At 70.6% G+C, this 25,822-nt stretch carries 21 protein-coding genes; 13 read left to right on the plus strand and 8 right to left on the minus strand.

Annotation, left to right across the window (positions count from 1 at the left end):
• Window positions 1-32: 32 nt before the first annotated feature.
• The 4 genes from AB5J55_RS27860 to AB5J55_RS27875 form a co-directional block, all read right to left on the minus strand.
• Entirely contained in the window at window positions 33-302 is a 270-nt protein-coding gene (locus tag AB5J55_RS27860) for a hypothetical protein (RefSeq protein WP_328879465.1), read from the minus strand.
• A 183-nt stretch (window positions 303-485) separates the two neighbouring features.
• A complete protein-coding gene (locus tag AB5J55_RS27865; RefSeq protein WP_062711803.1) occupies window positions 486-713 on the minus strand; it encodes a DUF3107 domain-containing protein in 228 nt (75 codons plus the stop codon).
• Between the two features lie 140 nt (window positions 714-853).
• Entirely contained in the window at window positions 854-1,495 is a 642-nt protein-coding gene (locus AB5J55_RS27870) for a TetR/AcrR family transcriptional regulator (RefSeq protein WP_328879464.1), read from the minus strand.
• A 282-nt stretch (window positions 1,496-1,777) separates the two neighbouring features.
• The gene (locus tag AB5J55_RS27875; protein WP_369273260.1) at window positions 1,778-2,002 is read right to left on the minus strand and encodes a hypothetical protein; all 225 of its coding nucleotides are present in this window, start codon (window positions 2,000-2,002) and stop codon (window positions 1,778-1,780) included.
• Window positions 2,003-2,277: 275 nt separating this feature from the next.
• Between AB5J55_RS27875 and AB5J55_RS27880 the strand changes: the two genes are divergently transcribed.
• The 12 genes from AB5J55_RS27880 (at window position 2,278) to moeZ (ending at window position 17,793) form a co-directional block, all read left to right on the plus strand.
• On the plus strand, window positions 2,278-3,357 hold the full coding sequence (locus AB5J55_RS27880; RefSeq protein ID WP_369273261.1) for an alpha/beta fold hydrolase: 1,080 nt from the start codon (window positions 2,278-2,280) through the stop codon (window positions 3,355-3,357).
• Window positions 3,358-3,365: 8 nt separating this feature from the next.
• A complete protein-coding gene (locus AB5J55_RS27885) occupies window positions 3,366-5,006 on the plus strand; it encodes a DUF3152 domain-containing protein (protein ID WP_369273262.1) in 1,641 nt (546 codons plus the stop codon).
• A 56-nt stretch (window positions 5,007-5,062) separates the two neighbouring features.
• The gene (locus tag AB5J55_RS27890; protein WP_369273263.1) at window positions 5,063-5,155 is read left to right on the plus strand and encodes an Ms4533A family Cys-rich leader peptide; all 93 of its coding nucleotides are present in this window, start codon (window positions 5,063-5,065) and stop codon (window positions 5,153-5,155) included.
• 192 nt (window positions 5,156-5,347) lie between these two features.
• Entirely contained in the window at window positions 5,348-7,066 is a 1,719-nt protein-coding gene (locus AB5J55_RS27895) for an ABC transporter substrate-binding protein (RefSeq protein ID WP_369273264.1), read from the plus strand.
• Window positions 7,067-7,070: 4 nt separating this feature from the next.
• On the plus strand, window positions 7,071-8,066 hold the full coding sequence (locus tag AB5J55_RS27900) for an ABC transporter permease (RefSeq protein WP_369273265.1): 996 nt from the start codon (window positions 7,071-7,073) through the stop codon (window positions 8,064-8,066).
• Complete coding sequence (locus AB5J55_RS27905) at window positions 8,063-9,106, plus strand: ABC transporter permease (protein WP_369273266.1); 1,044 nt, start codon at window positions 8,063-8,065, stop codon at window positions 9,104-9,106. Before AB5J55_RS27900 ends, AB5J55_RS27905 begins: the two co-directional genes overlap by 4 nt.
• Complete coding sequence (locus AB5J55_RS27910; RefSeq protein ID WP_369273267.1) at window positions 9,103-10,755, plus strand: dipeptide ABC transporter ATP-binding protein; 1,653 nt, start codon at window positions 9,103-9,105, stop codon at window positions 10,753-10,755. Before AB5J55_RS27905 ends, AB5J55_RS27910 begins: the two co-directional genes overlap by 4 nt.
• A gap of 212 nt (window positions 10,756-10,967) precedes the next feature.
• Complete coding sequence (locus AB5J55_RS27915; protein ID WP_369273268.1) at window positions 10,968-12,677, plus strand: DUF3492 domain-containing protein; 1,710 nt, start codon at window positions 10,968-10,970, stop codon at window positions 12,675-12,677.
• Between the two features lie 413 nt (window positions 12,678-13,090).
• Complete coding sequence (locus tag AB5J55_RS27920; RefSeq protein WP_369276321.1) at window positions 13,091-14,257, plus strand: hypothetical protein; 1,167 nt, start codon at window positions 13,091-13,093, stop codon at window positions 14,255-14,257.
• Window positions 14,258-14,650: 393 nt separating this feature from the next.
• Complete coding sequence (locus AB5J55_RS27925; RefSeq protein WP_369273269.1) at window positions 14,651-15,682, plus strand: NAD-dependent epimerase/dehydratase family protein; 1,032 nt, start codon at window positions 14,651-14,653, stop codon at window positions 15,680-15,682.
• On the plus strand, window positions 15,670-16,551 hold the full coding sequence (locus AB5J55_RS27930) for a spherulation-specific family 4 protein (protein ID WP_369273270.1): 882 nt from the start codon (window positions 15,670-15,672) through the stop codon (window positions 16,549-16,551). Before AB5J55_RS27925 ends, AB5J55_RS27930 begins: the two co-directional genes overlap by 13 nt.
• A 63-nt stretch (window positions 16,552-16,614) precedes the next feature.
• Window positions 16,615-17,793, plus strand: coding sequence for an adenylyltransferase/sulfurtransferase MoeZ (gene moeZ, locus AB5J55_RS27935; RefSeq protein ID WP_369273271.1), 1,179 nt, complete (start codon window positions 16,615-16,617; stop codon window positions 17,791-17,793).
• A gap of 175 nt (window positions 17,794-17,968) precedes the next feature.
• On the opposite strand, the gene AB5J55_RS27940 is transcribed toward moeZ, so the two are convergent.
• Window positions 17,969-18,256 (minus strand): DUF3303 family protein, encoded by a 288-nt coding sequence (locus AB5J55_RS27940; protein WP_274815459.1) that lies wholly within the window; start codon window positions 18,254-18,256, stop codon window positions 17,969-17,971.
• A gap of 514 nt (window positions 18,257-18,770) precedes the next feature.
• Here AB5J55_RS27940 and AB5J55_RS27945 point away from each other — a divergent pair.
• Window positions 18,771-19,319, plus strand: coding sequence for a tyrosine-type recombinase/integrase (locus tag AB5J55_RS27945; RefSeq protein WP_369273272.1), 549 nt, complete (start codon window positions 18,771-18,773; stop codon window positions 19,317-19,319).
• 201 nt (window positions 19,320-19,520) lie between these two features.
• On the opposite strand, the gene AB5J55_RS27950 is transcribed toward AB5J55_RS27945, so the two are convergent.
• From AB5J55_RS27950 to AB5J55_RS27960, 3 genes are all read right to left on the minus strand, one after another.
• Window positions 19,521-21,071, minus strand: a complete 1,551-nt coding sequence (locus AB5J55_RS27950; protein WP_369273273.1) for an alpha/beta hydrolase — start codon at window positions 21,069-21,071, stop codon at window positions 19,521-19,523.
• Between the two features lie 135 nt (window positions 21,072-21,206).
• Entirely contained in the window at window positions 21,207-22,754 is a 1,548-nt protein-coding gene (locus tag AB5J55_RS27955; RefSeq protein WP_369273274.1) for an alpha/beta hydrolase, read from the minus strand.
• Between the two features lie 131 nt (window positions 22,755-22,885).
• On the minus strand, window positions 22,886-25,714 hold the full coding sequence (locus AB5J55_RS27960) for a lysylphosphatidylglycerol synthase domain-containing protein (protein ID WP_369273275.1): 2,829 nt from the start codon (window positions 25,712-25,714) through the stop codon (window positions 22,886-22,888).
• Between the last annotated feature and the right edge of the window lie 108 nt (window positions 25,715-25,822).

Here is a 25,822-nt window from a genome sequence, read left to right on the forward strand (position 1 = left end):
TCAGGAAGTCGGCGGCCGGTCGTCCTCGGAATCTACGCGGTCGCCGAGTGCCGGCTCAGTCTTCCCGCGGGGCGTACCAGCAGGGAGAGAGAGGCGGCGGAGACGACTGCCGCGCCGATGAGGATCACGAAGAGATTGCCGAAGTCCAGCGCGGTGTGCGTGATGAACGCGCCGAAGAGGGCGCCGGCGACGCCCGTCGGCAGGACCAGGGAACTCGTCGGCAGACGGTGCGGCAGGCGGCGGGTGGCAGCCCACGCCAGGGCCAGGCCTAGGATCGCGGCGCTGAGCGCTTCCAAGAGCATGCTGGGGTCCCTCCCACATGGCCGACCTGCTCGAACCCGGTCGTAGCCCGTCATACCCCTGACCTGCGGAATGCAATCCTCCTGTGTGATCGAACTGTGCTCCGAACGTGGAGAGACGGGAGGGGCCCGGCGACCGTGGTCGCCGGGCCCCTCCCGTCACGCCTGTTCTGTCGGCGCCTTCGCTTACAGCGCGCCGAAGCCCACCTTGCGCGGGGCCGGCTCGCCGAGCTCCACGTACGCGAGGCGATCTGCCGGGACCAGGACCTTGCGGCCGTGCTCGTCCACGAGGGTCAGCAGCTGTGACTTTCCGGCCAGCGCCTCGGACACCGCCCGCTCGACCTCCTCGGCACTCTGACCGCTCTCCAGAACGATCTCGCGGGGCGCGTGCTGCACGCCGATCTTGACCTCCACGGCTATGTCCCTCCGACGGTCAGTGAAGTGCGCGTCCTTCCGCGCCGTACCCAGCACACATTAGCCCGGTGAGGGGACCTGCACGCTCCGCCCAAGAACGCCAGGAGCGAACAGGGGGCGGGAACAAATGCCCGACACGCTCAGTGGTGCTCGGTGCCGTGCAGCGGGAAGCCGGCGATGCCGCGCCAGGCGAGGGACGTCAGCAGCTGCACCGCCTGGTCGCGCGGCACGCTGCGGTCGCTGTGCAGCCAGGAGCGGGCCACGACCTGGGCGAGACCGCCGAGGCCGGAGGCGAGCAGCATCGACTCCGCGCGCGAGAGGCCGGTGTCCTCGGCGATGACCTCGCAGATCGCCTCGGCGCACTCGTTCGTGACCTTGTCGACGCGCTCGCGCACGGCCGGCTCGTTGGTCAGGTCCGACTCGAAGACCAGGCGGAACGCGCCGCCGTCGTCCTCGACGTACGCGAAGTACGCGTCCATCGTCGCCCGTACACGCTGCTTGTTGTCGGTCGTCGACGCGAGCGCGTGCCGTACGGACTGGATCAGGGACTCACAGTGCTGGTCCAGCAGCGCGAGGTACAGGTCGAGTTTGCCCGGGAAGTGCTGGTAGAGCACCGGCTTGCTGACGCCGGCGCGCTCGGCGATGTCGTCCATCGCTGCAGCGTGGTAGCCCTGCGCGACGAACACCTCCTGGGCGGCGCCCAGCAGCTGGTTCCGTCGGGCACGGCGCGGCAGGCGAGTGCCCCGCGGGCGTGCCGCCTCTGTCTGCTCGATGGCTGTCACGCCGCCTCCCAATGTCGTCCACATGCGGTGTGCGCCGCGCCGCCATCGTACTTTTCGGTAACCCTGGTGTGCGCGGTGCGAGCGCAGAATTTCACGGACCGGACGGTGACGAAAGTCGCACAGAAGGTTTGAAACCGGGCCGGAACGGGCAGCAAATGGTCTCTTTGCTGTTCACAGCGTTCTCTTCCGTGCCCACCTGTACCTTCGTTCACCTTCGTTCGTGCAGAGGGGCGCCCTGAGCCGGTCCGTGTCACCGGCAGCCGTCGTCGCCGCTGGTCGGCCTCACCGATAGTCGTCCTCGTCGATGGAGACGACGCGTGCCTGTTCGATGAGATCGGCCTCGCTGGCCCGGTCCTGGTCCGCGTCGGTCAGCCGGTCGTCACGGTCGCGGCGGACGTCGGTGTGCTGCTCGGCCGCGTCGGCGGCGGGAGCCTCGACGTCGTACTCCTCGTCCTGCTCGGTGTCGTCGTCCACGAAGGTCTCGGGGTCGGTGGGATCGACGGCCATGGCGGGCTCCCTTCCTAGAACGTCCCCGTGGGGCACAACGTCCCTGGGTGAAGCAGGGGTCCACTTCCGGGTGCCCTGCGTACGAGCCTAGGAGACACCGGATCCGGACGCTATGCGATCGGCGGGGGATCTGCGGGCAATTCGGGCGTGCTCCGAATGGCTTCCGTGAGCACGATGCGTCTGGCGGGTTTCCCGGCCGGGAAGCTGCCATGTACGTGTCGACTTGTGACGGCGAACACATGAACCAGTGCGTGATCGTCTCGTAACATTGCCGCATGTCTTCGACCGAGCTCCCGTCAGCGCCGGCCGCAAATGTGCTCCCCAAGGTGGCGACCGTCAGGGTCGCCGAGGGGGAGCGGCTGCGATCGGTCGGGCTGCCCGGGATCACGCTGACGGTGCGGTCGAGGCCGCCCGCGCGCGAGGGACTGCCGCCCGCGCTGTACGTCCATGGGCTCGGAGGTTCCTCGCAGAACTGGTCGGCGCTGATGGAACTGCTGGAGGGCGAGGTCGACTGCGAGGCCGTCGACCTGCCGGGCTTCGGCGATTCGCCACCGCCGGACGACGGCAACTACTCGATCACCGCGCACGCACGCGCGGTGATCCGCTATCTCGACGCCTCCGACCGCGGCCCGGTACACCTCTTCGGCAACTCGCTCGGCGGCGCGGTCACCACGCGCGTCGCCGCCGTACGTCCGGACCTCGTCCGTACGCTCACCCTCGTGTCGCCCGCCCTGCCCGAGCTCCGCGTCCAGCGCAGCGCCGTGCCCACCGCGCTGCTCTCGGTGCCCGGAGTGACCTCGCTGTTCACCCGGGTCACCAAGCAGTGGTCGGCGGAGCAGCGGGTCCGCGGCGTGATGCACCTCTGTTACGGCGACCCCGACCGGGTGACGCCGGAAGGATTCAGCAACGCCGTCCAGGAGATGGAACGACGGCTGCAACTGCCCTACTTCTGGGACGCGATGACGCGTTCCGCGCGCGGGCTGGTCAACGCCTACACGCTGGGCGGCCAGCACGCGCTGTGGCGCCAGGCCGAGCGTGTACTGGCTCCGACGCTGCTCATCTACGGCGGCCGGGACCAGCTCGTGGGCTACCGCATGCGCAGCAGGGCCTTGCGCGCCTTCCGCGACTCCCGCCTGCTGAGCCTGCCGGATGCCGGGCACGTGGCGATGATGGAGTACCCGGAGGTGGTCGCCCGGGCGTTCGGTGAACTCCTCGCGGAGACGGGGGAGTCGCAGGACGCGGGTGACGCCCTGCGCCGAACGGCGGGCGAGCCCGGGGCCGCGAGACGGCGTGCGGGTGGGGCCGGGGCCGCTGCGAGCGGCGACGGCACCGTGACCGAGAACGCCGGGAGCTGAGGCGCGACGTGGGACGCCACAGCAGGCGCGGGCCCGCCGCCAAGCCCAAGCGCGACAGCGCTGACACAACCGCACGACAGGACTCCCGGGGAGCACAGCCGGAGCCGGGCACGGGCCAGCGGGGGACCCCCGTTCCGGGCGCGGGGCCCGGTAGGGCTCCGGGTGCCCGACCGCCTGGTCCGGCCCCGGCCCCGGGCGCGGGCCCGGGCGGTTGGCCTCAGTCCGGCGGACCTGGCGGCGGTCGCCGCGTGCCGGGGCCGCCGCCCACCAGGCAGGGGATGCCCCCGGGTGGAGCTCCGGCGTACGCAGGACGCGGCTTCCCTGACGGCACACCCGCGCAGGGGGTCCCGAGGCTGCCCGACGGTACGCCCGCACATGGCTTTCCGAGGTTCCCCGACGGCACCCCCGCTCACGGCGTGCCCCGGTTCGCCGACGGCACGCCCGCCCACGGCACCCCCCAGGCCCGTGCCGACCACCCCGAGCAGCGTGAATCCGGCGGTGGCTGGGGCGAGTTGAGGGGTCGCACCGGCGTTGCGCATGGCCCGCCCGCGGCGGCCGGTGCCCCGCCCGCGACCGGCGTTCAGGTCCCGCGGCCCCGGCGGGCGGCGCCGTCCGAAGGGCCCCGGCAGGACTACCTCGAGGCCTTCGAAGGCGACGCAGACGTCGACGTCTTCGCGCCCCGTACGACCGAGACCGCGCACGCCTCCGACCCGTACGCCTCCGTCACCGACTGGGACACCAGGACCGGCGCCGGTGGCGCGGACGGCACCGGAACACGAGTCGGCACCGACGTCGATGACGACGACGCCCCGCCGACCGGCGAGCCCGTGGCGGCAAAGGGCTCCAAGGGCCGCACCTTCTCCGGCATCGCCGCTGCCGCGGTCGTCACCGTGCTGGCCGTCGTCGTCGCCGGCCAGGTGGCGAAGGGGCAGGAGGAAGGCGACGTGCAGTCGCAGTCCGCCACCGACCAGGGGCGGGACGCCCGGGACTCGGCCTCGCGCGGTGACGGGCGGCCGACGCCGGACAGTTCGCCGAGTGTGCCGGCGCCGCTGACGTACGAGCAGAAGATGGGCGAGACGTACGCGCTCGGCGCCAAGCTCAAGGGGGCGGGCAGGTTCGACGCGGTACCGGGGATTGCCAAGGCGCCCGGCAAGGGGCAGAAGTACACCTATCGCGTGGACGTGGAGCAAGGGCTCGGCCTCGACGGCGAGCTGTTCGCCGAGGCCGTGCAGAAGACGCTCAACGACGACCGGAGCTGGGCGCACAACGGCGCCCGCACCTTCGAGCGCATCTACTCCGGCAAGCCGGACTTCGTGATCACGCTGGCCAGCCCGGGTACGACGGCCGACTGGTGTGCCAAGTCCGGTCTCGACACCACCGTCGACAATGTGTCGTGCGACTCCGCCGCCACCGAGCGCGTCATGATCAATGCGTACAGATGGGCGCAGGGGTCGGAGACGTACGGTGACCGCATCCACGAGTACCGGCAGATGCTGATCAACCACGAGGTGGGTCACCGGCTCGGCTACTCCCATGTGACCTGCGACAAGGACGGCGAGCTCGCCCCGGTCATGCAGCAGCAGACCAAGTTCCTCGACCACGACGGGATCCGCTGCCGGGCCAACCCCTGGATGTATCCCGGCAGTTGACGGGTGACTCAGACGTCACATTGACATGTGCAGCGAGTTCATACATATTTCTGCACATGTCGACCCGTCACGCCTCCACTCGCGCCGCCATCGAGCTGGCGCTGATCGGTGTGACCGCCCTGTGCGTGGCCGACATCGACTGTCGCTGACGCCCGCCCCCTGGCGTTCGCGTCGCGATCTTCTTCCTTCACTCCTGTGAGTCGCTGACGGGTTTCGGACCCGTGGCGGGTTCATGGGCTGCCGACGACCCGACGCCGGGGCAGACGTCTGTGCACTCCTGTCTCACTCCGCGTCATTTCGTCTCGATATCCGAGACTCATCATTCCGAGAGGTCGTCTCCGATGCGTCAATCGTCCGTCATAGCGCGCCGCGTGGCCGCGGCATCCGTCAGCCTGGTCGTGGCAGCGGGCGCCGCCGCCTGCGGGCCTGAGGACAACGATGCCAAGAGTGCCGGCGGCGACTCCACGCCCCGCAAGGGCGGCACGCTCACGGTCCTGAACTCCAATCCGCAGCAGGACTTCGACCCGGCCCGCCTGTACACCTCGGGCGGCGGAAACGTCCCTTCCCTCGTCTTCCGAACGCTCACCACCCGCAACCGCGAGAACGGCGAGGCCGGCGCCGAGGTCGTCCCCGACCTCGCCACCGACACCGGGCGCCCGAACAAGGACGCGACCGTGTGGACGTACACCCTCAAGGAGGGCCTCAAGTACGAGGACGGCACCTCGATCACCTCGGCCGACATCAAGTACGGCATCGAGCGCTCCTTCGCCCCCGAACTGTCCGGCGGCGCGCCGTACTTGAGGGACTGGCTGGTCGGCGCGGCCGACTACCAGGGGCCGTACAAGGACAAGAAGGGCCTCCCGGCGATCGAGACGCCGGACGAGCGGACCATCGTCTTCCGTCTGAACAAGCCCGAGGGCGAGTTCCCCTACCTGGCGACGCAGACGCAGTTCACGCCGGTGCCCAAGGACAAGGACACCGGCACGAAGTACGAGGAGCACCCGGTCTCGTCCGGCCCGTACAAGGTCGTGAAGAACGAGAACGACGGTGAGCGGCTCACCCTGGAGCGCAACACCCACTGGTCCGCCTCGACGGACGAGGAGCGCAAGGCCTACCCCGACAAGATCGACGTACGGTCCGGGCTCGACTCCTCGGTGATCAACCAGCGGCTGTCCGCGTCCCAGGGTGCGGACGCGGCCGCGGTCACCACGGACACCAACCTCGGCCCGGCCGAGCTGGCCAAGGTGACCGGGGACAAGGAACTGGCCGCGCGCGTCGGTACCGGGCACTTCGGCTACACCAACTACATCGCGTTCAATCCGAAGATCAAGCCGTTCGACAACGTCAAGGTGCGCCAGGCCGTCTCGTACGCCATCGACCGGTCGTCCGTGGTGAACGCGGCGGGCGGGTCCGCGCTCGCCGAGCCTGCGACCACCTTCCTGCCGAACCAGAAGTCCTTCGGCTACACGGCGTACGACCACTTCCCGGCGGGTGCGGCCGGCGACTCGGCCAAGGCCAAGGAGCTGCTGAAGGAGGCCGGTTACGCGAACGGGCTGACCGTCACCCTGACCCACTCCAACGCCAAGGACTTCGAGACCAGCCCCGAGATCGCGACCGCGATCCAGGACGCGCTCAAGAAGGCCGGCATCACGGTCAAGCTGCAGGGTCTGGAGGAGAACGACTACTCCGACAAGATCCACAACGTGAAGACCGAGCCCGGCTTCTTCCTCGCGCACTGGGGTGCCGACTGGCCGTCCGGCGGTCCCTTCCTCGCCCCGATCTTCGACGGCCGGCAGATCGTCAAGGACGGCGCGAACTTCAACACGGGCCTGCTCAATGACAAGTCGGTCAATACCGAGATCGACGCGATCAACAAGCTGACCGACCTCGACGCCGCCGCCGCGCGGTGGGGCGCGCTGGACAAGAAGATCGGCGAACAGGCGCTGACCGTGCCGTTGTTCCACCCTGTCTACAAGCGGCTGTACGGCGAGGACGTCAAGAACGTCGTGATCAGCGACTGGACCGGCGTGCTGGACATCTCCCAGGTCGCGGTGAAGTAGCGCCGTGAGTGAGGCAGTTCTCGTAACCGAGGCTGCCGAGGCCCCCGGAGCGCCCGCTCCGGGGGCCTCGGCAGCCCGTCAGTTCTGGCGGCGGCTGCGGACGCAGCGCGCTGCCCTCGTCGCGGCGGCCGTCGTCGCGCTCCTCGTCCTGGTCGCGCTCGCCGCGCCACTGCTCACCGCGATCGAGGGCCAGGACCCGACCACCTACCACCCGTCCCTCGTGGACTCCGCGCGCGGGGGCGTGCCCATCGGGTCCTTCGGGGGAGTGAGCGCCGACCACTGGCTCGGCGTCGAACCGCAGACCGGGCGGGACCTTTTCGCGCGGCTCGTCCACGGCGCTCGGGTCTCCCTCGGAGTCGCGCTGGCCGCGACCGTCGTCCAGGTCGCCATCGGCGTCGTGGTGGGCGTCGCGGCCGCGCTCGGCAGCCGTTGGGTCGATCAGCTGCTGAGCCGCTTCACCGACGTCATCGTGGCCATGCCGCTGATGATCATGGCCTTGGCGCTGCTCGCGATCGTGCCGTCGAGCTTCCCTCGGCCGGTCCTGGTCGCCCTCGTCATCGGCCTGATCGCCTGGGGCAACATCGCGAAGATCGTGCGCGCCCAGACGCTCACCCTGAAGGGGCTCGACTACGTCGCCGCCGCCCGGCTCAGCGGTTGGGGCACCTGGCGGATCGCACGCCGGGAACTGCTGCCCGGCATCGCCGCACCGGTCATCACGTACGCGGCCCTGCTGGTCCCGGCCAACATCTCCGTGGAGGCGGCCCTGTCCTTCCTGGGCGTCGGTGTGAAGCCGCCGACGCCGTCCTGGGGACAGATGCTCACCGCTGCCGACGTCTGGTACCAGGCCGCCCCGCAGTACCTGCTGCTGCCCGCCGGCGCGCTCTTCGTGACCGTCCTCGCCCTGACCGTCCTCGGTGACGGCGTGCGCACGGCGCTCGACCCGCGCGCGGCGTCCCGGCTGCGCGTGGGCACGGGCCGCAAGAGGGAGGCCAAGGCATGAGCGGCTTCACCGGTCTCACCAAGCTCAACGGTCTCACCGGCCTCAGCGGTCTCACCGGCTTCGTTCTGCGCCGGACCGTCGGTGTCGTCGTCACCCTGTTCGCCATCTCGGTGATCGTCTACGTCGTCTTCTACGTCACCCCCGGCAACGTCGCCCAGATCACCTGCGGCCCGCGCTGCTCGCCCGTCCAGGTCCAGCAGGTCGCCGAGCAACTGCACCTGAACGACCCGCTGTATACGCGCTACTGGCATTTCCTTCAGGGCCTCGTCGCCGGCCAGGACTACTCGACGGGCGCGTCCGTCCAGCACTGCTCGGCGCCCTGCCTCGGGCTGTCGTACCAGAGCGACCAGCAGGTCACCGAGCTGATCCTGGCGAAGCTGCCGGTCAGTCTTTCGCTTGTGCTCGGCGCGATGGTGCTGTGGCTGATCCTCGGCGTCGGCACGGGCGTCCTGTCCGCATGGCGACGCGGCCGTCTCACCGAGCGGCTGCTGACCGGCGTCACGCTGGCCGGCGTGGCCACGCCGGTCTTCGTCATCGGCCTGGTCCTGATGATCGTCGTCTGCGGACAGCTCCAACTGCTGCCGTTCCCGCAGTACGTCGCCTTCACCGACGATCCCGAACAGTGGGCGTGGAACCTGCTGCTGCCGTGGCTCTCCCTGGCCCTCATCGAGGCGGCGGCGTTCGCCCGTCTCACGCGCGCGTCCATGCTGGAGACACTGGCCGAGGACCACATCCGCACCTTCCGGGCGTACGGCGTCGGCGAGCGGTCGGTCATCGGACGGCACGCGCTGCGCGGGGCCCTCGCGCCGGTCATCGCGCTCAACGCCAACAATTTCGGCGGCGCGGTCGGCGGCGCGGTGCTCACCGAGACGCTCTTCGGCCTGCCCGGCATCGGACAGGAACTGGTCCACGCGGTCAACGTCGTCGACCTCCCGGTCGTCGTCGGCATGGTCCTGGTCATCGGCTTCTTCGTGGTCGTCGCCAACGCCGTCGCGGACGTGCTGTACGCGGTGGCCGACCGACGGGTGGTGCTGGCATGAGCCTCGTGGACGTCACCGACCTGACGGTCGAGTTCGGGTCCCTGCGGGCCGTCGACGGCCTCTCCTTCCGGCTGGAGCAGGGCGCCGCGCTCGCTCTCGTCGGTGAATCCGGCTCGGGGAAGTCCACGGTCGCCTCGGCGTTGCTGGGGCTGCACCGCGGCACGGGCGCACGGGTCGGCGGGTCGGTCGAGGTCGCCGGCGTCGACGTACGGCAGGCGTCGGACGACGAAGTGCGGCGACTGCGCGGCGGGAAGGCGGCCATGGTCTTCCAGGACCCGCTGTCCTCGCTCGACCCGTACTACGCGATCGGCGACCAGATCGCCGAGGTGTACCGCACACACACGCGTGCCTCGCTACGAGCGGCACGCGCGCGTGCGGTCGAGGTGCTGGACCGGGTTGGAATTCCGGACGCACTACGGCGATCCCGTTCCCGCCCGCACGAGTTCAGCGGCGGCATGCGTCAGCGCGCCCTCATCGCCATGGCGTTGGCCTGCGAGCCCGACCTGCTGATCGCCGATGAGCCGACGACCGCGCTCGACGTGACGGTCCAGGCCCAGATCCTCGACCTGCTGCACACACTCCGCGAGGAGACCGGCATGGGCCTCCTCCTGGTCACCCACGACGTCGGCGTCGCCGCCGAGAGCGTCGACGAGGTGCTGGTGATGCGCCACGGGCGGTCGGTGGAACGCGGCCCGGTCGCCGACGTCCTGGGAACCCCCGAGCAGCCGTACACGCGCGAACTGCTGCACGCGGTCCCGCGCGTGGACGCGCCGCGCGCCATCCATGAGGGCGTCAAGGAGCCGGAGGGAGCGACGAACGCCCCGACGGACGTTGTCCCGGCGGACGTTGTCCCGGCGGACGTCGTCATGGAGGCGACAGGCCTGCGGCGTGAATTCGGCCGCGGAAAGCGGGCGTTCACCGCCGTGGACGATGTGACGCTGACGATCCGCCGCGGCGAGACCCTCGGCGTCGTGGGGGAGAGCGGCAGCGGCAAGACGACCCTCGGGCGGATGCTGGTCGGCCTCCTGGAGCCGACGGCGGGCGAGGTGCGTTACGGCGGCCACGCGCGCGTGGGCGTGAACCCCGCGGTGCAGATGGTCTTCCAGGACCCTGTCTCCTCCCTCAACCCCCGCCGCACCGTGGGCGAGTCGATCGCCGACCCGCTCCGCGCGCGGGGCGAGGGCGACGACGGGCGCATCCGGGGGCGTGTACGGGAACTGCTGGAGCGCGTGGGGCTCGAAGCGGCGCACTACGACCGCTATCCCCACGAGTTCAGCGGCGGTCAGCGCCAGCGCGTGGGCATCGCGCGGGCGCTCGCCGCCGACCCGCGCGTCATCGTCTGCGACGAGCCCGTCTCCGCGCTCGACGTCACCACGCAGGCCCAGGTCGTGGCCCTGCTGGGCGAGTTGCAGCGCGAACTGGGGCTCGCGCTCGTCTTCGTCGCGCACGACCTCGCCGTCGTACGCCGGGTAAGCGACCGGGTCGCGGTGATGCGGGGCGGACGGATCGTCGAGGAGGGCCCCGCCGACGAGGTGTACGACAACCCGCAGGACCCGTACACCAAGCAGCTCCTTGCCGCCGTACCCGCGCTCGACCCGCGGATCGCGGCCCAGCGGCGGTCCGCGCGCCGGGAGTTGGCCGCGGTCTGACCGTCCGAGCCGTTCAGGTGTGACGATGCGTGCGCGTTTACTCTCTTAGCGCGACGGAACGCGACCCGCACGGGAAAGTTACGACCGTTCACCCCTTTTGGTGGCGCGATGGACAACCGTCCGTCGCGCCACCGCCTTGTCCGCATACGTTCGTCCCGCTGTGAGCCGCCGGGGGAACGGCGGCTCCCCTAAGGGAGATCGGGGGTGTACTCGTGCGCATCGGACTGATTGCGGAGGGTGGCTATCCGTATGTGAGCGGTGACGCCAGGCTCTGGTGCGACCGGCTCGTGCGCGGGCTCGGACAGCACGAGTTCGACATCTACGCGCTCAGCCGCAGCGAGCGCCAGGAGGACGAGGGCTGGATCCCGCTGCCACCGCAGGTCAGCCGGGTGCGCGCGGCGCCGCTGTGGGCGGCCGAGGACGACGGGGTGGTGTACGGGCGCCGTGCGCGCCGGCGGTTCGCCGACTGCTACGGCGAGTTGGTGGCCGTGCTCTGCGCGGGGGCCACCAAAGACGCCTCCGGAACCCCCGAGGACGCGTCGGCCACCGAGGCGGACCGTTTCGGCAACGCGCTGTACGGCCTTGCCGAACTCGCCCGCGACGAGGGCGGGCTGGTGGGAGCGCTCCGCTCCGAGTCCGCCGTACGCACCCTGGAGCGCGCCTGCCGAGCACGTGGCGCCCTGCGCACGGCGCGCGAGGCGCGCGTCCCCGATCTGCTGGCCGCCGCCGCGCATCTCGAACGCGCCCTGCGCCCCCTCTCGCTCGACTGGTACGAGGACGACGGCCTGGGCTCGGTCGACCTGTGCCACGCCGCGTCCGGCGGCGCCGCGGCCCTGCCCGCCCTGCTCGCCCGCCACTTCCACGGCGTACCGATGCTGCTGACCGAGTACGGCGTCCGGCTGCGCACGCACTACCTGGCCGAAACCGACTCCTCGCCCGCCGTGCGCTCCCTGCTCGCCGCCCTCCACGGCAGGCTCGCCGCCGAGTCCTATGCCCGGGCCGCCCTCATCACACCCGGCAACGGCCACGCCCGCCGCTGGCAGGAACGCTGCGGCGCCGACCGCGCCAAGCTCCGCACGGTCTACCCCGGCATGGACGCCGACCGCTTCGCCGAGGTCGGCGAGGGCCCTGAGCGCTCGGACCCGGACACACTCGTCTGGGTCGGCCGCGTCGAACCGGCCAAGGACCTGGTGTCGTTGCTGCACGCCTTCGCCGAGGTCCGCAAGGAGGAGCCGAAGACCCGCCTGCGGATCGTCGGCACCCCCTCGGGTACCGAGGGTGCCGCCTACCTCGGCCACTGCAAGGTGCTGGCCGCACAGCTCTTCCCCGACGAGGCCGAGGGCCCGCACACGGTCGGCGACAACCCGGTCTCCTTCGAGGAGATCGGCGGCCCGGAGGTCCCGGACCTCGCCGACGCGTACGCCTCAGGCGCCGTGGCCGTCCTGTCCAGCGTCGTGGAGGGCTTCCCGATCGGCCTGGTCGAGGCCATGTTCTGCGGCCGTGCGACGGTGTCCACCGACGTCGGCGCGGTGGTGGAGGTCATCGGCGGCACCGGTCTAGTCGTCCCGCCGCGCAATCCCCGGGCGCTCGCCGAGGTTTGTGTGGCGCTGTTGCGCGACCCCGAGCGCCGCGAGCGCCTGGGCGCGGCGGCACGCGCGCGTGCGCTCGAACTGTTCACCGTCGAGCAGAACGTCACAGCATTTCACGGCATTTACCTGGAGATCGTCTCGCGTACTCCGGTCCGCCGCGTCGTCCTCGACGACTCCGGTGCCCCTCTGCCCTTCGCCGTCCCCGCCGAGGCCCACGTCCCCGGCCGCTGGACCGACCGAACCGCACGCCTGGTCGCCCGCGGCGGCCCCTCCCGGCCGCCAGGAGCCCCCCTACGCGCCACCGCACTGCCCGCGACGGAGGGAGCGCGATGAACGGCCTGGGAGGCCTGGACCGCCCCGGCGCCCCCACCAGCCCCGGAGCATGGGACGGGCGCTCGGAGGAGTGGCTCACGCCGGACGCATACGCGCGGGACGACGCGGCGGGAGTGTCGGATGTCGGGACGGACGCGGCGGCCGAGATGGGCGTAGCCACGGACGCGGCGGCCGAGATGGACGTAGCCACGGACGCGGCGGCCGAGATGGACGTGCGGACAGGCTCGGTGGCAGGCAGGGACGTAGGGGACGGCGCATCGGCAGCGACGGGCGCATGGGGAGCCACACCGGCAGCGACAGACGCATGGGGAGGCACACCGGCAGCGATCGACGCATGGAAAGGCACACCGGCAACGACGGACGCAGGGGAAGGCGCAGCCGACGTGCCGCCCACCACCACCGCCGACGCACGAATCCCCGCCCCCACCCCCGCTCCCACGCGCACCACCGGCACCCGACCAGCGCCCACCGACCCCCTCCCCGCCTCCACCCCCAGCCGTCGCACGGGGGCGGATCCCGTGAAGGCGCTGATGCACCGTCACAGAAACCTGTGCGAACGCGCGGTGGACCCCCTGGACATCGCAGCCGGCCTGGAAGCCCACGGCATCACCGACCGCACCGCCTCCCGCTTCCTGCACCGGGACGTCTTCTCCCTCGCGGAGGAGATGTACGCCCGAGTGCCCCGCGATGCAGAGTCACGCCCGGGCGCCCCGGCCCTCAACACCCCCCGCGCCCGAGCCGACTGGATTCTCCTCACCCTCCTCCCCGGAGCCCTCTGCGCGGCGACGGTGACCGCCCTGCACCTCACCCACGGTCAGTCCCGCGTGATCGCGGCCGCCGCAGGAACCCTGGCCGTGGCCCTCGCCGTACGCGCCGCCCTGGCCCGAGGCCCCCTCGCCGGCAAGGACCGAGCGCATCCCACCACCCCCCGGATCAGTTGGCTCGTCGCCTACGCCCTCCTCGGCGACGGCCTCCTCCAGGCAGCCGCCACCGGTGGCCCGGACGCCCTCCCCACCGGCACCGCCGAAGGCCCTTGGCCCCTCACCACAGCCCCCGTACTGGCCCTCGCGCTCTCCTGCGCCCCGGCGGCCTGGTGCGCCCACCTCTTTGACGTTCGAGCCCGCCGCAAACTCTCGGCGAGCCGAGCCCTGGAGGAGTTCGCCACCTCGGCAAAACCCTTGCTCCTGGGCACGTTCGCCCTCTACCTCTGTGCCCTGGCGGCCCTACTGGCCCTCACGACGACCACCCTCAACGAGCCCCTCGCCTACCCCCAGACCCTCACCCTGGGCGCCCTCCTGCTCCTCTCCCGCCTCCTCACCACCCACGGCTTCACCCACGCCCCCGCACTCGTCCTCACCGCCGCAGGCTCGGCCGAGGCAACGGCCCTGGCCACCCTCTTCGCCGCCCGCCTCCCCGGCTGCGCCTTCCTGGCGACCCCCGTTCAGACGCTCATCGACACATGGGGCCCGGCTGCGATCCCCACCATCGCCTGCGGCGCGGGCGCTCTGACCCTCCTGCTACACGCAATGCGCACGGTGACGAGGGCATCGGCACACGCGAAGGCGGACGACACATGCTGACGCGACAGCCACCACGTCGTGCCCGCACCCGCGCACGGCGGCAAGGGGACGTGCCGGGGGCTGTCCGCCCGCACCGGCGGGCGTCAACGAGCAGCCCTTCTTGTCCCACGGCAACCGCCCGACCGAGGACGGACACCCCCGGGGGCGGCCCCGACCCCCAACGCACCCGCAGGCGCGACGCGAGCCCCCACCCAGCGCCCCAGGCCGCCGCAGGCATACGCCCCCACAGCCACGCCGAACGCCCTCTGCCCCGAAGCCCCCTCCCGCCCGAAGCCCCTCCTGCCCAGAGCCCTCTCCGGCCCGAAAGCCCCTCTGCCTGAAGTCCGCCCCCGAAGGAGAACCCCAAATGATCACCTCCCGACCCGACCACCCCTCGGCCCCGGGAGCCGCCCGATGAGAGTCCTGCTGATCGGAGCCAACGGCTACCTCGGCCGCTTCGTGGCCGACCGCCTCCTCGCCGACCCCGCCGTCCAACTCACCGCGCTGGGCCGCGGCGACGACGCCGACGTCCGCTTCGACCTCGCCTCAGGCAGCCCCGGCGCCCTCACCCGCTTCCTCGACGCGGTCCACCCTGGCGTGGTCATCAACTGCGCCGGCGCCACCAGAGGCGGCGCCCGCGAACTCACCCGCCACAACACCGTCGCCGTCGCCACCGTCTGCGAGGCCCTGCGCCGCAGCGGCTGCGGCGCCCGCCTCGTCCAGATCGGCTGCGGCGCCGAGTACGGCCCGAGCCAGCCCGGCTCCTCCACGGCCGAGGACGCCGTCCCCCGCCCCGGCGGCCCGTACGGCGTCAGCAAACTCGCCGCCACCGAACTGGTCCTGGGCTCCGGCCTGGACGCCGTGGTCCTCCGGGTCTTCTCGCCCGCAGGCCCGGGCACCCCCGCCGGCTCCCCCCTCGGCCGCCTCGCCGAGGCCATGCGCCGCGCCATGCAGTCGGGCGACGGCGAGCTCAAACTCACCGGCCTCGGCGCCCAACGCGACTTCATCGACGTCCGCGACGTGGCCCGCGCGGTCCACGCCGCCTCGCTGTCCGCCGCGCAGGGCGTCATCAACATCGGCTCGGGCCGCGCCGTCCGCCTCCGCGACGCCGCAGCCGTGCTCGCCCGCGTGGCCGGCTATGGCGGCGCGCTCCACGAACTCGACGGCCCGCCCGGCCCGTTGCGGGCATCCATCGGTCACCCGCGCCCGGACTCGGACCACTTGTCCCACGCCGGCCACACCGCCCACGCGACGCACGTGGCCCATGCGGCCCACGCCGCCCAAGCGGGCCAGGTCTCCCCGGCCGCGTACCCGTACCCGGACGGCTGCGGCAGCTGGCAGCAGGCCGACGTACGCACCGCCCGCGACCGCCTCGGCTGGCGCCCACGGATCAACCTCGAAGAGTCCCTGGGCGATATCTGGATGGAGGCGGCATGCCGTATCTGACCGGCGCCACGCCGACCACAGCGAACACCGACTTCCGCACCGGCCTCGGCATCCCCGGGTATGCGCACCCCCTGCTCGCCCCGACCGAGTGGGGCGAACTCACCCGCCCCGGCACCCCCCTGGACTGGGTCGTCCTCAACGTCGCCGACGGCCCCGGCGCCCGCCCCGACCCCCACTGCCTGGAGGCCGCAGGCAGACTCCGCAACGCCGGAGTCCGCGTCCTCGGCCACCTCGACGCGGCACGCCTCGACACAGCCCACATCGGCACGACCCGTCTCGAAAGGGCGCACCTCGACAGAGCTCACCTCGGCACGACCCACGCCGGCAGGCCCCACCGCAGCGCGGCCCGCTCCGACAGCAGCCACCGCGGCACCCACGGCGTCCGCCCCTTCGACGAGCTGATCGCCGAGGCCCACCGCTACCTCGACTGGTACCTCGTCGACGGCTTCTTCCTCGACCGCTGCCCGACCGAACGCGCCGCCCTGCCCGAGGTCCGCCGCACGGTCGGCACGCTCCGCGCCCTGCGTGACGAGGCCCACATCGTCCTCGGCCACGGCACCCACCCGCACCCGGGCTACGCCGAGTGCGCCGACCAACTGGTCACCTTCCGGGGCTCGTGGAGCGACTACCGCTGGTCCCAGGTTGCCGAGTGGACGGCCGACTATCCGCCCGACCGCTTCTGCCACTTCGTCCACGGAGTGCCCCTCGGGCATCTCGACGAAGCACTGCGCATCGCCCGCTGGCAGGGCGCCGCGACCATCTGGTTCACCGACCGCACAGATCGCGGCGGGCGCACCGACCCCTGGGAGACCATGCCCGGCTACTGGGACGAAATCGTCTCGCGGATCGGAACAGGTGTCTCGGAATGAAAAAGGCCATGGCACTGTTACGGGGAGAACAACTGTAGTGATAGACCGACCAACGGAGTCCCCGTGTCGCTGCCACCCCTGGTCGAGCCCGCCCCCGAGCTCACCGTAGACGAGGTTCGCAGGTACTCCCGCCACCTGATCATCCCGGATGTCGGGATGGACGGGCAGAAGCGGCTGAAGAACGCCAAGGTGCTGTGTGTGGGCGCCGGCGGCCTCGGCTCGCCGGCGCTGATGTACCTGGCCGCCGCGGGCGTCGGCACGCTCGGCATCGTGGAGTTCGACGAGGTCGACGAGTCGAACCTGCAGCGCCAGATCATCCACAGCCAGTCCGACATCGGCCGCTCCAAGGCCGAGTCCGCGCGTGACAGCGTCAAGGGCATCAACCCGTACGTGAACGTGATCCTTCACGAGGAGCGGCTCGAGGCCGACAACGTGATGGACATCTTCAGCCAGTACGACCTGATCGTCGACGGCACGGACAACTTCGCGACCCGCTACCTGGTCAACGACGCCTGCGTGCTGCTGAACAAGCCGTACGTCTGGGGTTCGATCTACCGCTTCGACGGCCAGGCCTCCGTCTTCTGGTCCGAGCACGGTCCCTGCTACCGCTGCCTCTACCCGGAGCCCCCGCCCCCGGGCATGGTCCCCTCCTGCGCCGAGGGCGGCGTGCTGGGCGTGCTGTGCGCGTCCATCGGCTCCATCCAGGTCAACGAGGCCATCAAGCTGCTCGCGGGCATCGGTGAGCCGCTGGTCGGCCGCCTGATGATCTACGACGCCCTGGAGATGCAGTACCGCCAGGTCAAGGTCCGCAAGGACCCGAACTGCGCCGTCTGCGGCGAGAACCCGACCGTCACCGAGCTCATCGACTACGAGGCCTTCTGCGGCGTCGTCTCCGAGGAGGCCCAGGAGGCCGCCGCCGGCTCGACGATCACTCCGAAGCAGCTCAAGGAGTGGATCGACGACGGCGAGAACATCGACATCATCGACGTCCGCGAGATCAACGAGTACGAGATCGTCTCGATCCCCGGCGCCCGACTGATCCCGAAGAACGAGTTCCTCATGGGCACGGCCCTGGAGAGCCTCCCGCAGGACAAGAAGATCGTCTTGCACTGCAAGACGGGTGTCCGCAGTGCGGAAGTCCTCGCGGTCCTGAAGTCCGCGGGCTTCTCCGACGCCGTGCACGTCGGCGGCGGCGTGATCGGCTGGGTCAACCAGATCGAGCCGGACAAGCCGGTCTACTAAACAGCGCTCTCGCTGACCAGCGAGGCAAATGAAGCCCACGGCTCTGACCAGCTCAGATGCCGTGGGTTTCTGTCGTTGTCGGTCGGCGTCGGCTGGCCTTGGACGGCCCAGAGACGGCCCAGACACTGCGCCCGGCCGTCGTCAGTCTGGAAGAGGAGACCTCTTCGTCCCGAAGCTACTTCAGGGCAGCAAGGCCCCTCTGCAATTCGTCGAGGTTCATGACCGGCTCAAATGTGACTTCCGCGCCCATCTCTTGGAAGAACGGGTCGGCGATGGAGGGCAACTCTGAGCTGTCCTGCATGTCGAATACGAGAATCATGGAACGCCCGCCCTCGGGAGTGAAGTAGGCGGCCTCCGGCTTCAGCCGCTCGATGGCCGACTTCACGGAGTCAGGCATCGCTCCGCCCTTCGTCACCTGATTCGACATCTGGGTGTCCATGCGGGCCTTCATCATCATCCGCATCGCACGCTCTCCTCGCGCACCGCGACCTGCGCGGTTCCGTCCGCGCTCGCTGGGATCCGGTGCATCCAGCTCAGCTTCACCTCCGTTGATCACCGTCCGCAACAATTACTACGCTCCACGTGATGCCAAGGAGAGATGACGTGGCCACGCGCAGACATCCACGAGGTCGGTGGAGCGGCTTTGGGCGGGAGCTGCCATGGGGCGAGTGATCATGGCCCCGTAAGCTTCCGGCGAGTCGGGCAGTCTGTGGACCTGCCCGTTAAAGCACGACGTTGGGGCCATGATCTTCGAGGCTCGCCCCATGGTGGCTGCCTAAAGCCGTGGAGCCGACCGCCCCAGCCACAGAGGGTGTCTCCCACTTCATGCCCGCAGCCGCCGAGCGCGCCGCAGAGGCGGCGCGCCATGCCGTTCGTCGTCCGTGCGGGCACCGAAGCTCGATGCTCGCCGGGTCGTCCCATGGCCGCGTGAGCGCGTGCTCGCGGTTCGTTCGGCACTGCCGGAGCACCACCGGGTCATGGTGGATCTGGCAGGGGGATGCGGCCTGCGGCAGGGCGAGGTTCTGGGGCTCGCGGTCGAAGACTTGGACTTCATCGAGGGAGTGGTCCACGTGGTCCGCCAGGTCAAGCTGATCCGCAACCGCCCAGTGTTCGCGCCGCCCAAGGGAGCCAAGACACGCACGGTCCCGCTACCCGAGAGCGTTGCTCGCTCGGTCGAGGAGCACATCAGCCAGCACCCGCCCGCGGCTGTGACGCTGCCGTGGCGGGCGGTCGACGGGGCGCCGGTCACGGCATCCGTGCTCTTCCACAGAGATCAGGGGCGACCGGTGAACCGCAACGACTTCAACCGTTGGGCCTGGCATCCGGCTCTCGATGCGGCTGGCGTCTCTCGCGGCCGAGCCAGCGGAATGCACGCGCTGCGGCACTTCTACGCGTCCGTCCTGCTGGACGCGGGGGAGAGCATCAAAGCTCTGTCCGAGTACCTGGGGCACCACGATCCGGGCTTCACGCTGCGCACGTACACGCACCTGATGCCCAGCAGCGAGAAGCGGACCGGGAGGCGGTGAACCGTGCCTTCGCGGACGGCCCGGATACCGATGACGGCCCCACGACGGCCCAGGAGGGGTGAAGATGCAGGAAGTGCGCAGGCCAGCCCTTATGTGGCCTGACTTGCCGGTCTACTGAGCGAACGGCTTCGCCTCCAGGGCGGAACCGGCTCCGGTGGCGGGGGCTGCGCGCACCACGGGTGCTCGAAGCCCCCGCCACCGTCATGAGCAGACCTTGCCGTCCTTGGGCACCGTCCCTTGAAGCAGGTACGCGTTGATCGCCGAGTCGACGCAGTCGCTCCCCTTCCCGTAGGCGGCGTGGCCCTCGCCCTTCCACGTGAGCGTCACGCCCACGCCCTTGCCGAGTTCGTCGGCCATTTTCCGGGTGCCCTCGTAGGGTGTCGCCGGATCGCCGGTGTTGCCGACCAGCAGGATCGGTGCCGCACCCGGCGCGCTCACCTCGGGGGTTTCGTACTGTCCGGCCACCGGCCAGTCGTGACACCAGCCGGCCGTGTCCCAGCCCAGCATGGGTCCGAACACGGGTGAGACCTTCTCGAATCGCGGCAGCAGCTTCCTCGCCTCCGCGGCGGTGGGGCGCTGCTTGTCGTCCAGGCACGATATGACCCGTTGCGAGTGGGTCCCTGTGACGTAGTGCCCTGACGGGTCGCGGTCGTTGTACTCGTCGGCGAGCGCCAGGAGTTCCGAGCCGTCTCCCTGCTCGGCCGCATCGAGCGCACTGGTCAGGGTCGGCCAGCTCGCCTCGCTGTACAGCGGCCTGAGGAGGCCCGTGAGCGCGAGTGCTTCGGTGAGCTTTCGCTCGGATCCGGTCGGGAGCGGGCTCTCATCGATCCGCTTCAGCAGGTCCACGATCTCCTGCGTGCCCTTCTCGGCACCCCGACCGGTGGACTCGAGGTAGTTGTTCAGCGCGCGCTGGAAGCCCCTGGCCTGGTTCTCGACGTGCCCCGACGCGTCGGCGCTCGGGTCGGCGACCGCGTCCAGGATCAGCCGCCCCACGTTCTTCGGGAACAAGTGGGCGTAGACGCCGCCGAGTTCGGTGCCGTAGGAGATGCCGAAGTAGTGCATCCTCGGATCGCCGAGGACCTGGCGCATCAGATCCATGTCGCGGGCGGTGTCGGTGGTCGACACATGTGCCATCAGCTTCCCCGTGGACTTCAGGCAGCCCTTGCCAAAGGCGGCGGCATCCCGGAAGTACGCCGTCTCCTCGACCGGGGTGTCCGGCGTGATGTCCACCGACTCGGCGGCCTGGATCTCCTTGTCGCTGCGGCAGCGGACGCCCTCGCTGGCGCCGACTCCGCGCGGATCCCAGCTCACCAGGTCGTACCGCTCGCCCAGTTCGGACGCGTTGGAGGCGTACCACGGCAGGGTGGAAACTCCTGAGCTGCCGGGGCCGCCGAAGTTGAACAGGAGCGAGCCGATGCGGTCGTCGCCGCCGGCCTTGGCGCGGATCAGGGCGAGGTCGATCGTCCTGCCGTCCGGTTCAGCCCAGTCCAAGGGTGCCTTGAGCGTTGCGCACTGCCACTCGTCGCCCGGCGCGGGGGCGCCGCCGGCGGCCTTGCATCGCCCCCAGTCGAGTTTCTGCGAGGTCAGCGAGGTCGGCAGCGTGGTCGCCGAGCCCGTGGAGGTGCCTGGTGAACTCGCGCCACTCGTCTCCCCGCCGGCCTCCGCGCCGTCCGAAGACGAGCCCCCGCTGCAGCCCGTTGCCAACAGCGCGGCTGCGGCCGTCAGAGCCGTCCACCGTACGAAACGCGCCATGCCACTTCCCCCCTCGCGGGCCCTCCGCACTGTGCCGCGGATGGCGGTCAGGCCATAGTAGGCGGATCACGAAAACGCCGTCGGGGCCTGTGGATAACTCTCTGACCTGCTGTTTTCTGGACTCTCGGTGCGGTCTCAGGAGCAGACGGTCCCGGCCGCCGGCACCTTCCCGTCCAGCAGATATCCGTTCACCGAGTCCTGCACGCACTTGCTCTTGCTGTTGTACGCCCCATGCCCCTGCCCCTTGTACGTCAGCTCGACGCCCACCCCTTCGCCCAGTGCCTCCACCATCCGCCGTGCGCCTTCGTACGGCGTGGCCGGGTCGCCCGTGTTGCCCACGACGAGGATCGGCGCGGAGCCGGGTGCGCTCACGTCGGGATGGTCGGCAGCGCCCGGCACGGCCCAGTCGGTGCAGCTGAGCATGGACCAGGCGAAGGCGTCGCCGAACAGGGGCGAAGCGGCCCGGAACTCGGGCAGCTTTTGCTCCACGTCTGCCGGGGTGTATCGAGGCTTGTCGTCAGCGCAGTTGATCGAGATGTTGGCGGCGGTGATGTTGCTGTACTCGCCGTTCTCGCTGCGCCCGTTCAACGAGTCGGACAACAGCATCAGAATCCTGCCGTCACCGTCGTACGCCTGCTCCAGCCCCTCGGTGAGGTACTGCCAGAGGTCCTGCGAGTACAGCGCCTGCGCGATGCCGTTGGTCGCGGCGCTCTGGGTCAGCTCGCGCGGGAAGACGCCCTGGATCGGCTTGCTGTCGAGGTCCTTCAGCAGCTTCGCCATGCGGTTCTTGACGTCCTCCGGGGTGTCGCCGATCGGACAGTCCTCGGTCTTCGAGGTGCAGTCCTCCGCGAAGTTGTCTAGCGCGAGCTGAAAGCCCTTGACCTGCCCGAGTGAGCCCTGCTCGGAGTTCTGTGTCGGATCGACCACCGCGTCGAAGACCGCGCGGCCCACGTTCTTGGGGAACAAGTGGGCGTAGACACCGCCCAGTTCGGTGCCGTACGAGATGCCGAAGTAGTGCAGTTTGTCGTCGCCGAGCACCTGGCGCATCAGGTCCATGTCGCGCGCCGCGTCGGTGGTGCGCACATGCGGCAGCATCCCGTCGGAGTTCTCCTCGCAGGCGTCGTTGAACTCCTTGGTGCTGTCCACCAGTTCGGTCCGCTCGGCGGCGTCGTCCGGCGTCGTGTCCTGCTGGAAGTAGGCGTCGAGCTGCTGGTCGTTCTCGCACAGCACGGGCGCGCTGCGGCCGACCCCGCGCGGGTCGAAGCTCACCAGGTCGTAGCGAGTGCGCAGCTTCTCGTACCCGTCGCCGAAGGCGGGCAGCGTGGTGACGCCCGAGGCGCCGGGCCCGCCGAAGTTGAAGATCAGCGAGCCGATGCGCCGGTTCGGGTCGCCGCTGGACTGCGCCCGGATCAGCTCGATGTCGATCGTGTCGCCCTTGGGGTCGTCCCAGTCACGGGGCGCCTTCATGGTGGCGCACTGCCATGAGTCGCCGTCCGGCAGAGGCGACGGGCTGCCCGCGCCGCCCTGGGCCTGGGAGGGGGCCGGGCAATCCTTCCAGCTCAGCTCCTGTGCCGCGAGGTCCTCGTCCCCGGAGCCGTCGTCGCTGCAGCCGGCCAGCAAGGAGGACAGCAGCAGGGCGGCGGCGGTCAGGGCAGCGGCGCGCTTCCGGGGAGGGTTCGGCATGGTCCCATCCTGCGGTCGTACATGGTGGGGCGCTCGGGGCGCGGTCCGTACGAGGTACGGCTGCGCCTCACCCGCTTACGTGCCCTTACAACGTACGACTCCCTGGTCCTCGTAGGACAAGTCCGCTCGTGTCATAGCGCGCCCTTACGGGTCAGGTGGTTGAAGGCCAGCCAGCCCGGCAGCACCGGCAGCCACAGTGTCAGCAGCCGGAACAGCAGCACCGAGGGTGCGGCGACCTCGCTCGGCAGGCCCACGGCGATGAGACCGACGGTGAGGGTGGCCTCCACGGCGCCGACGCCGCCCGGCGTCGGGGCCGCGGAGCCGAGGGCGTTGCCCGCGAGGAAGACGACGGCCACGCTGGCGATGCTGATCGAGGTCCCGTCGCTGCCGAACGCCCTGATCGACGCGTCCAGGCACATCACGAAGCAGGCGGTCAGCAGCAGCATGCCGCCGATGCCGGTGACCAGCTTCTGCGGCCGCTGCAGCACATCGAGCATGCGCGGCACGACACCCGCGAACAGCGACCTCACGCGCGTGACGACGAATTTCCGCAGGAACGGCACAGACGTCACCACGAGCACCAGCACCGCCACCGTCAGCAGACCCGCGATGACGGTCCGGGACGGCGACAGCGACGGCGTCTTTTCGGTGCCGGTCAGATAGCCGAAGGCCAGCAGCATCAGGATGTGGCAGCCGAGCCCGAACAGCTGTGACGCGCCGACGCTCGCCACCGCAAGCCCCGGCCGCACTCCCGCGCGCTGCAGGAACCGCGTGTTGAGGGCGACCCCACCGACCGCGGCCGGTGCGACGATCTTCACGAAGGACCCGGCGACCTGCGCCGACACGGTCCGCCGGAACGGTACCCGCTCGGGCACGAACCCCAGCAGCGCCATCGCCGCCGCGAAGTAGCTGGCCGCCGAGAACAGCACCGCCGCGGCCACCCAGCCCCACTGGGCGTTGGCGATGAGCGGACCGAACTCGATGTGTGTGAGCTGCGTCAGCAGGAAGTACGCGCCGATGGCACCGGCGATGAAGCTGATCAGCGTGCGCGGCCGCACGCGCTCCAGTCGAGCCGGTTCGACGGGTGCCTGCGGCCTGATGAGCAGCACCTCATGGCGGATCTGCGTGAGCAGATCCTCCTCGCGCGCCTCGTCCAGTGCCTCGTCGATGGCCCGCTTCTCGGCCCGCGCCTGCGCCCGTACGGCCTTCTTGTCCGGCTTTTCCGGTTTGTCGATCTTCTTGTCGAGTTCCGTGTCCGGCTTGTCGAGTACCGGCCCGCCATCGTCCGCGGCCTCCTCGCTGCGCGCGTGCTTGGCGTGCCGCGACGCCTCCAGCACCGCCTCACGCTCGCGCTGGGCCCTGTCCCGGGCGAGTCTGCGCAGCGTCGCGCGCGTGGAGCGGCTCAGCGCGATGGGCTGCAGCATCGGCAGGCAGTCGGCCACGGCGTCCGGACCGAGCACGCCCACCGCCGAGGCCACCGCGCGCTCCGCGCCCACGCGCAGGCCGAGCGTCACCAGCAGCTGGGAGATGTCCATGCGCAGCAGCAGATTGTTCGCCGCGATCTCGCCGATCCGCAGGTCGGTGATGATCACCTTGCCGGAACGATCCACCAGAATCGCGTCACCCACCAGCCTGCGGTGGGCGATGCGGCGGGACTGCAGCGCCTTCACCTGGAGCCAGGTGTCGCGTAGCAGGTCGTCGGTGATTGCCTCGTCCGGCAGCGAGTCCAGGGTGTGCCCGCCGGTGTGCTCGTAGACCAACATCACGGCGTCCGGGCCGAGCTCGGAGGTGGCGATCAGCTTGGGCGCGTTGGCGCCGGCCGCGATCGCCGCGTAGGCGAGCAGCGCCTCCTGCTCCAGGGCCTGGCGCAGCGACTGGAGGCTGCTGCGGGTGGCGAAGCCGCGCAGCGTCAGATTGCGCCACGCGCGGTAGAAGAAGCCCTGGGCCTGCTGCTCCCGGTCGACCACCGTGACATCGAGCGGCGGACCCTCCTCGAGGGTGACGAAGTAGCGCCGGCCGCGGTCTCCGGACTCCTCGGCCACCTCCTCGCGGGCCGCGCTCACCGGGCGGAAGCCGACGTGCCTGAGGCCCGCCATCAGGGTCCGCCCCGTGGGCCGGACGTTGGGCGAGCCGACCGCGTACAGCGTGCCGTAGGCGACGGTCCAGCCGATCAGCAGCGTCAGGAGGATCGAGAACGGCGTGGTGTAGCCGGTGACCAGCATGGAGAAGGCGTACAGGACCAGGACCGCCCACAGGACCGCACGCCAGCGGGGTCTGCGGGACATGCCCACGGCCGTCATGTACGCGATGACCGGAGCGAGGTAACCGTGCACCGGGTCGGTGAGGGAGCCGACGTCGCCGGGCGACGGCTGGGTGAGCGCGTCCCGGATGGAGTCCGGGGCGGCACGCGCGACCCACAGGTCGGTGGCGAGCGTCACGCCGTGAGCGAGGACGGCGGCGAGAACGCCGTCGGCGATCCGCAGCCCGTCCCGCTTGATCAGGCGCTCGATGGCGAAGGCGACGGGCACCAGCAGGATCGCGATGCTGGACACGAGCCCGGCGATCTTGCTGAACAAGTCGGGCGCCTGCCCGGTGCCCTTGTTGATGTCCTGCTCGAGACCCGAGGTGGTGCCGTGCGCGAACGCGGCGATCGCGAGCAGCAGGGCGATGCCCAGCACACCCACGAGGAGCCGCATGAGGTCGGAGGGACGGTGCACGCGCGCGGGGAGCAGCGGTTCGTCGCCCTCGACCTCGTCGGCGTGCACCTCTTCGAGGTCGTACCCGGCCTTGCCCTCGACGGCCTTGCGGCCGGCGTCGCTCGTGCCGGGCTCGTCCTGCTTGCCGCCGTCGCTGTCGCCGGAGTCCTTCTTGTCGGCGTTCGCGGCGTTCGCGGCGTCCGGGCGCGACGAAGCGTCAGAGGTGCTTTCCGCGTCCTCCGGGTGCACACCCTGCTGCTTCATCGTCTCTTCTTGGTCTCGTATCACCAGTCACCGCCCGCACGATGGTGGCATGCCCCACCGACACACGGGGGCATCAGGGTGCAAATGCGGGGGCGCACAGTCTGCCCG

Origin of the sequence: Streptomyces sp. R11, assembly GCF_041051905.1 — a bacterium.
Classification (GTDB): Bacteria; Actinomycetota; Actinomycetes; order Streptomycetales; family Streptomycetaceae; genus Streptomyces.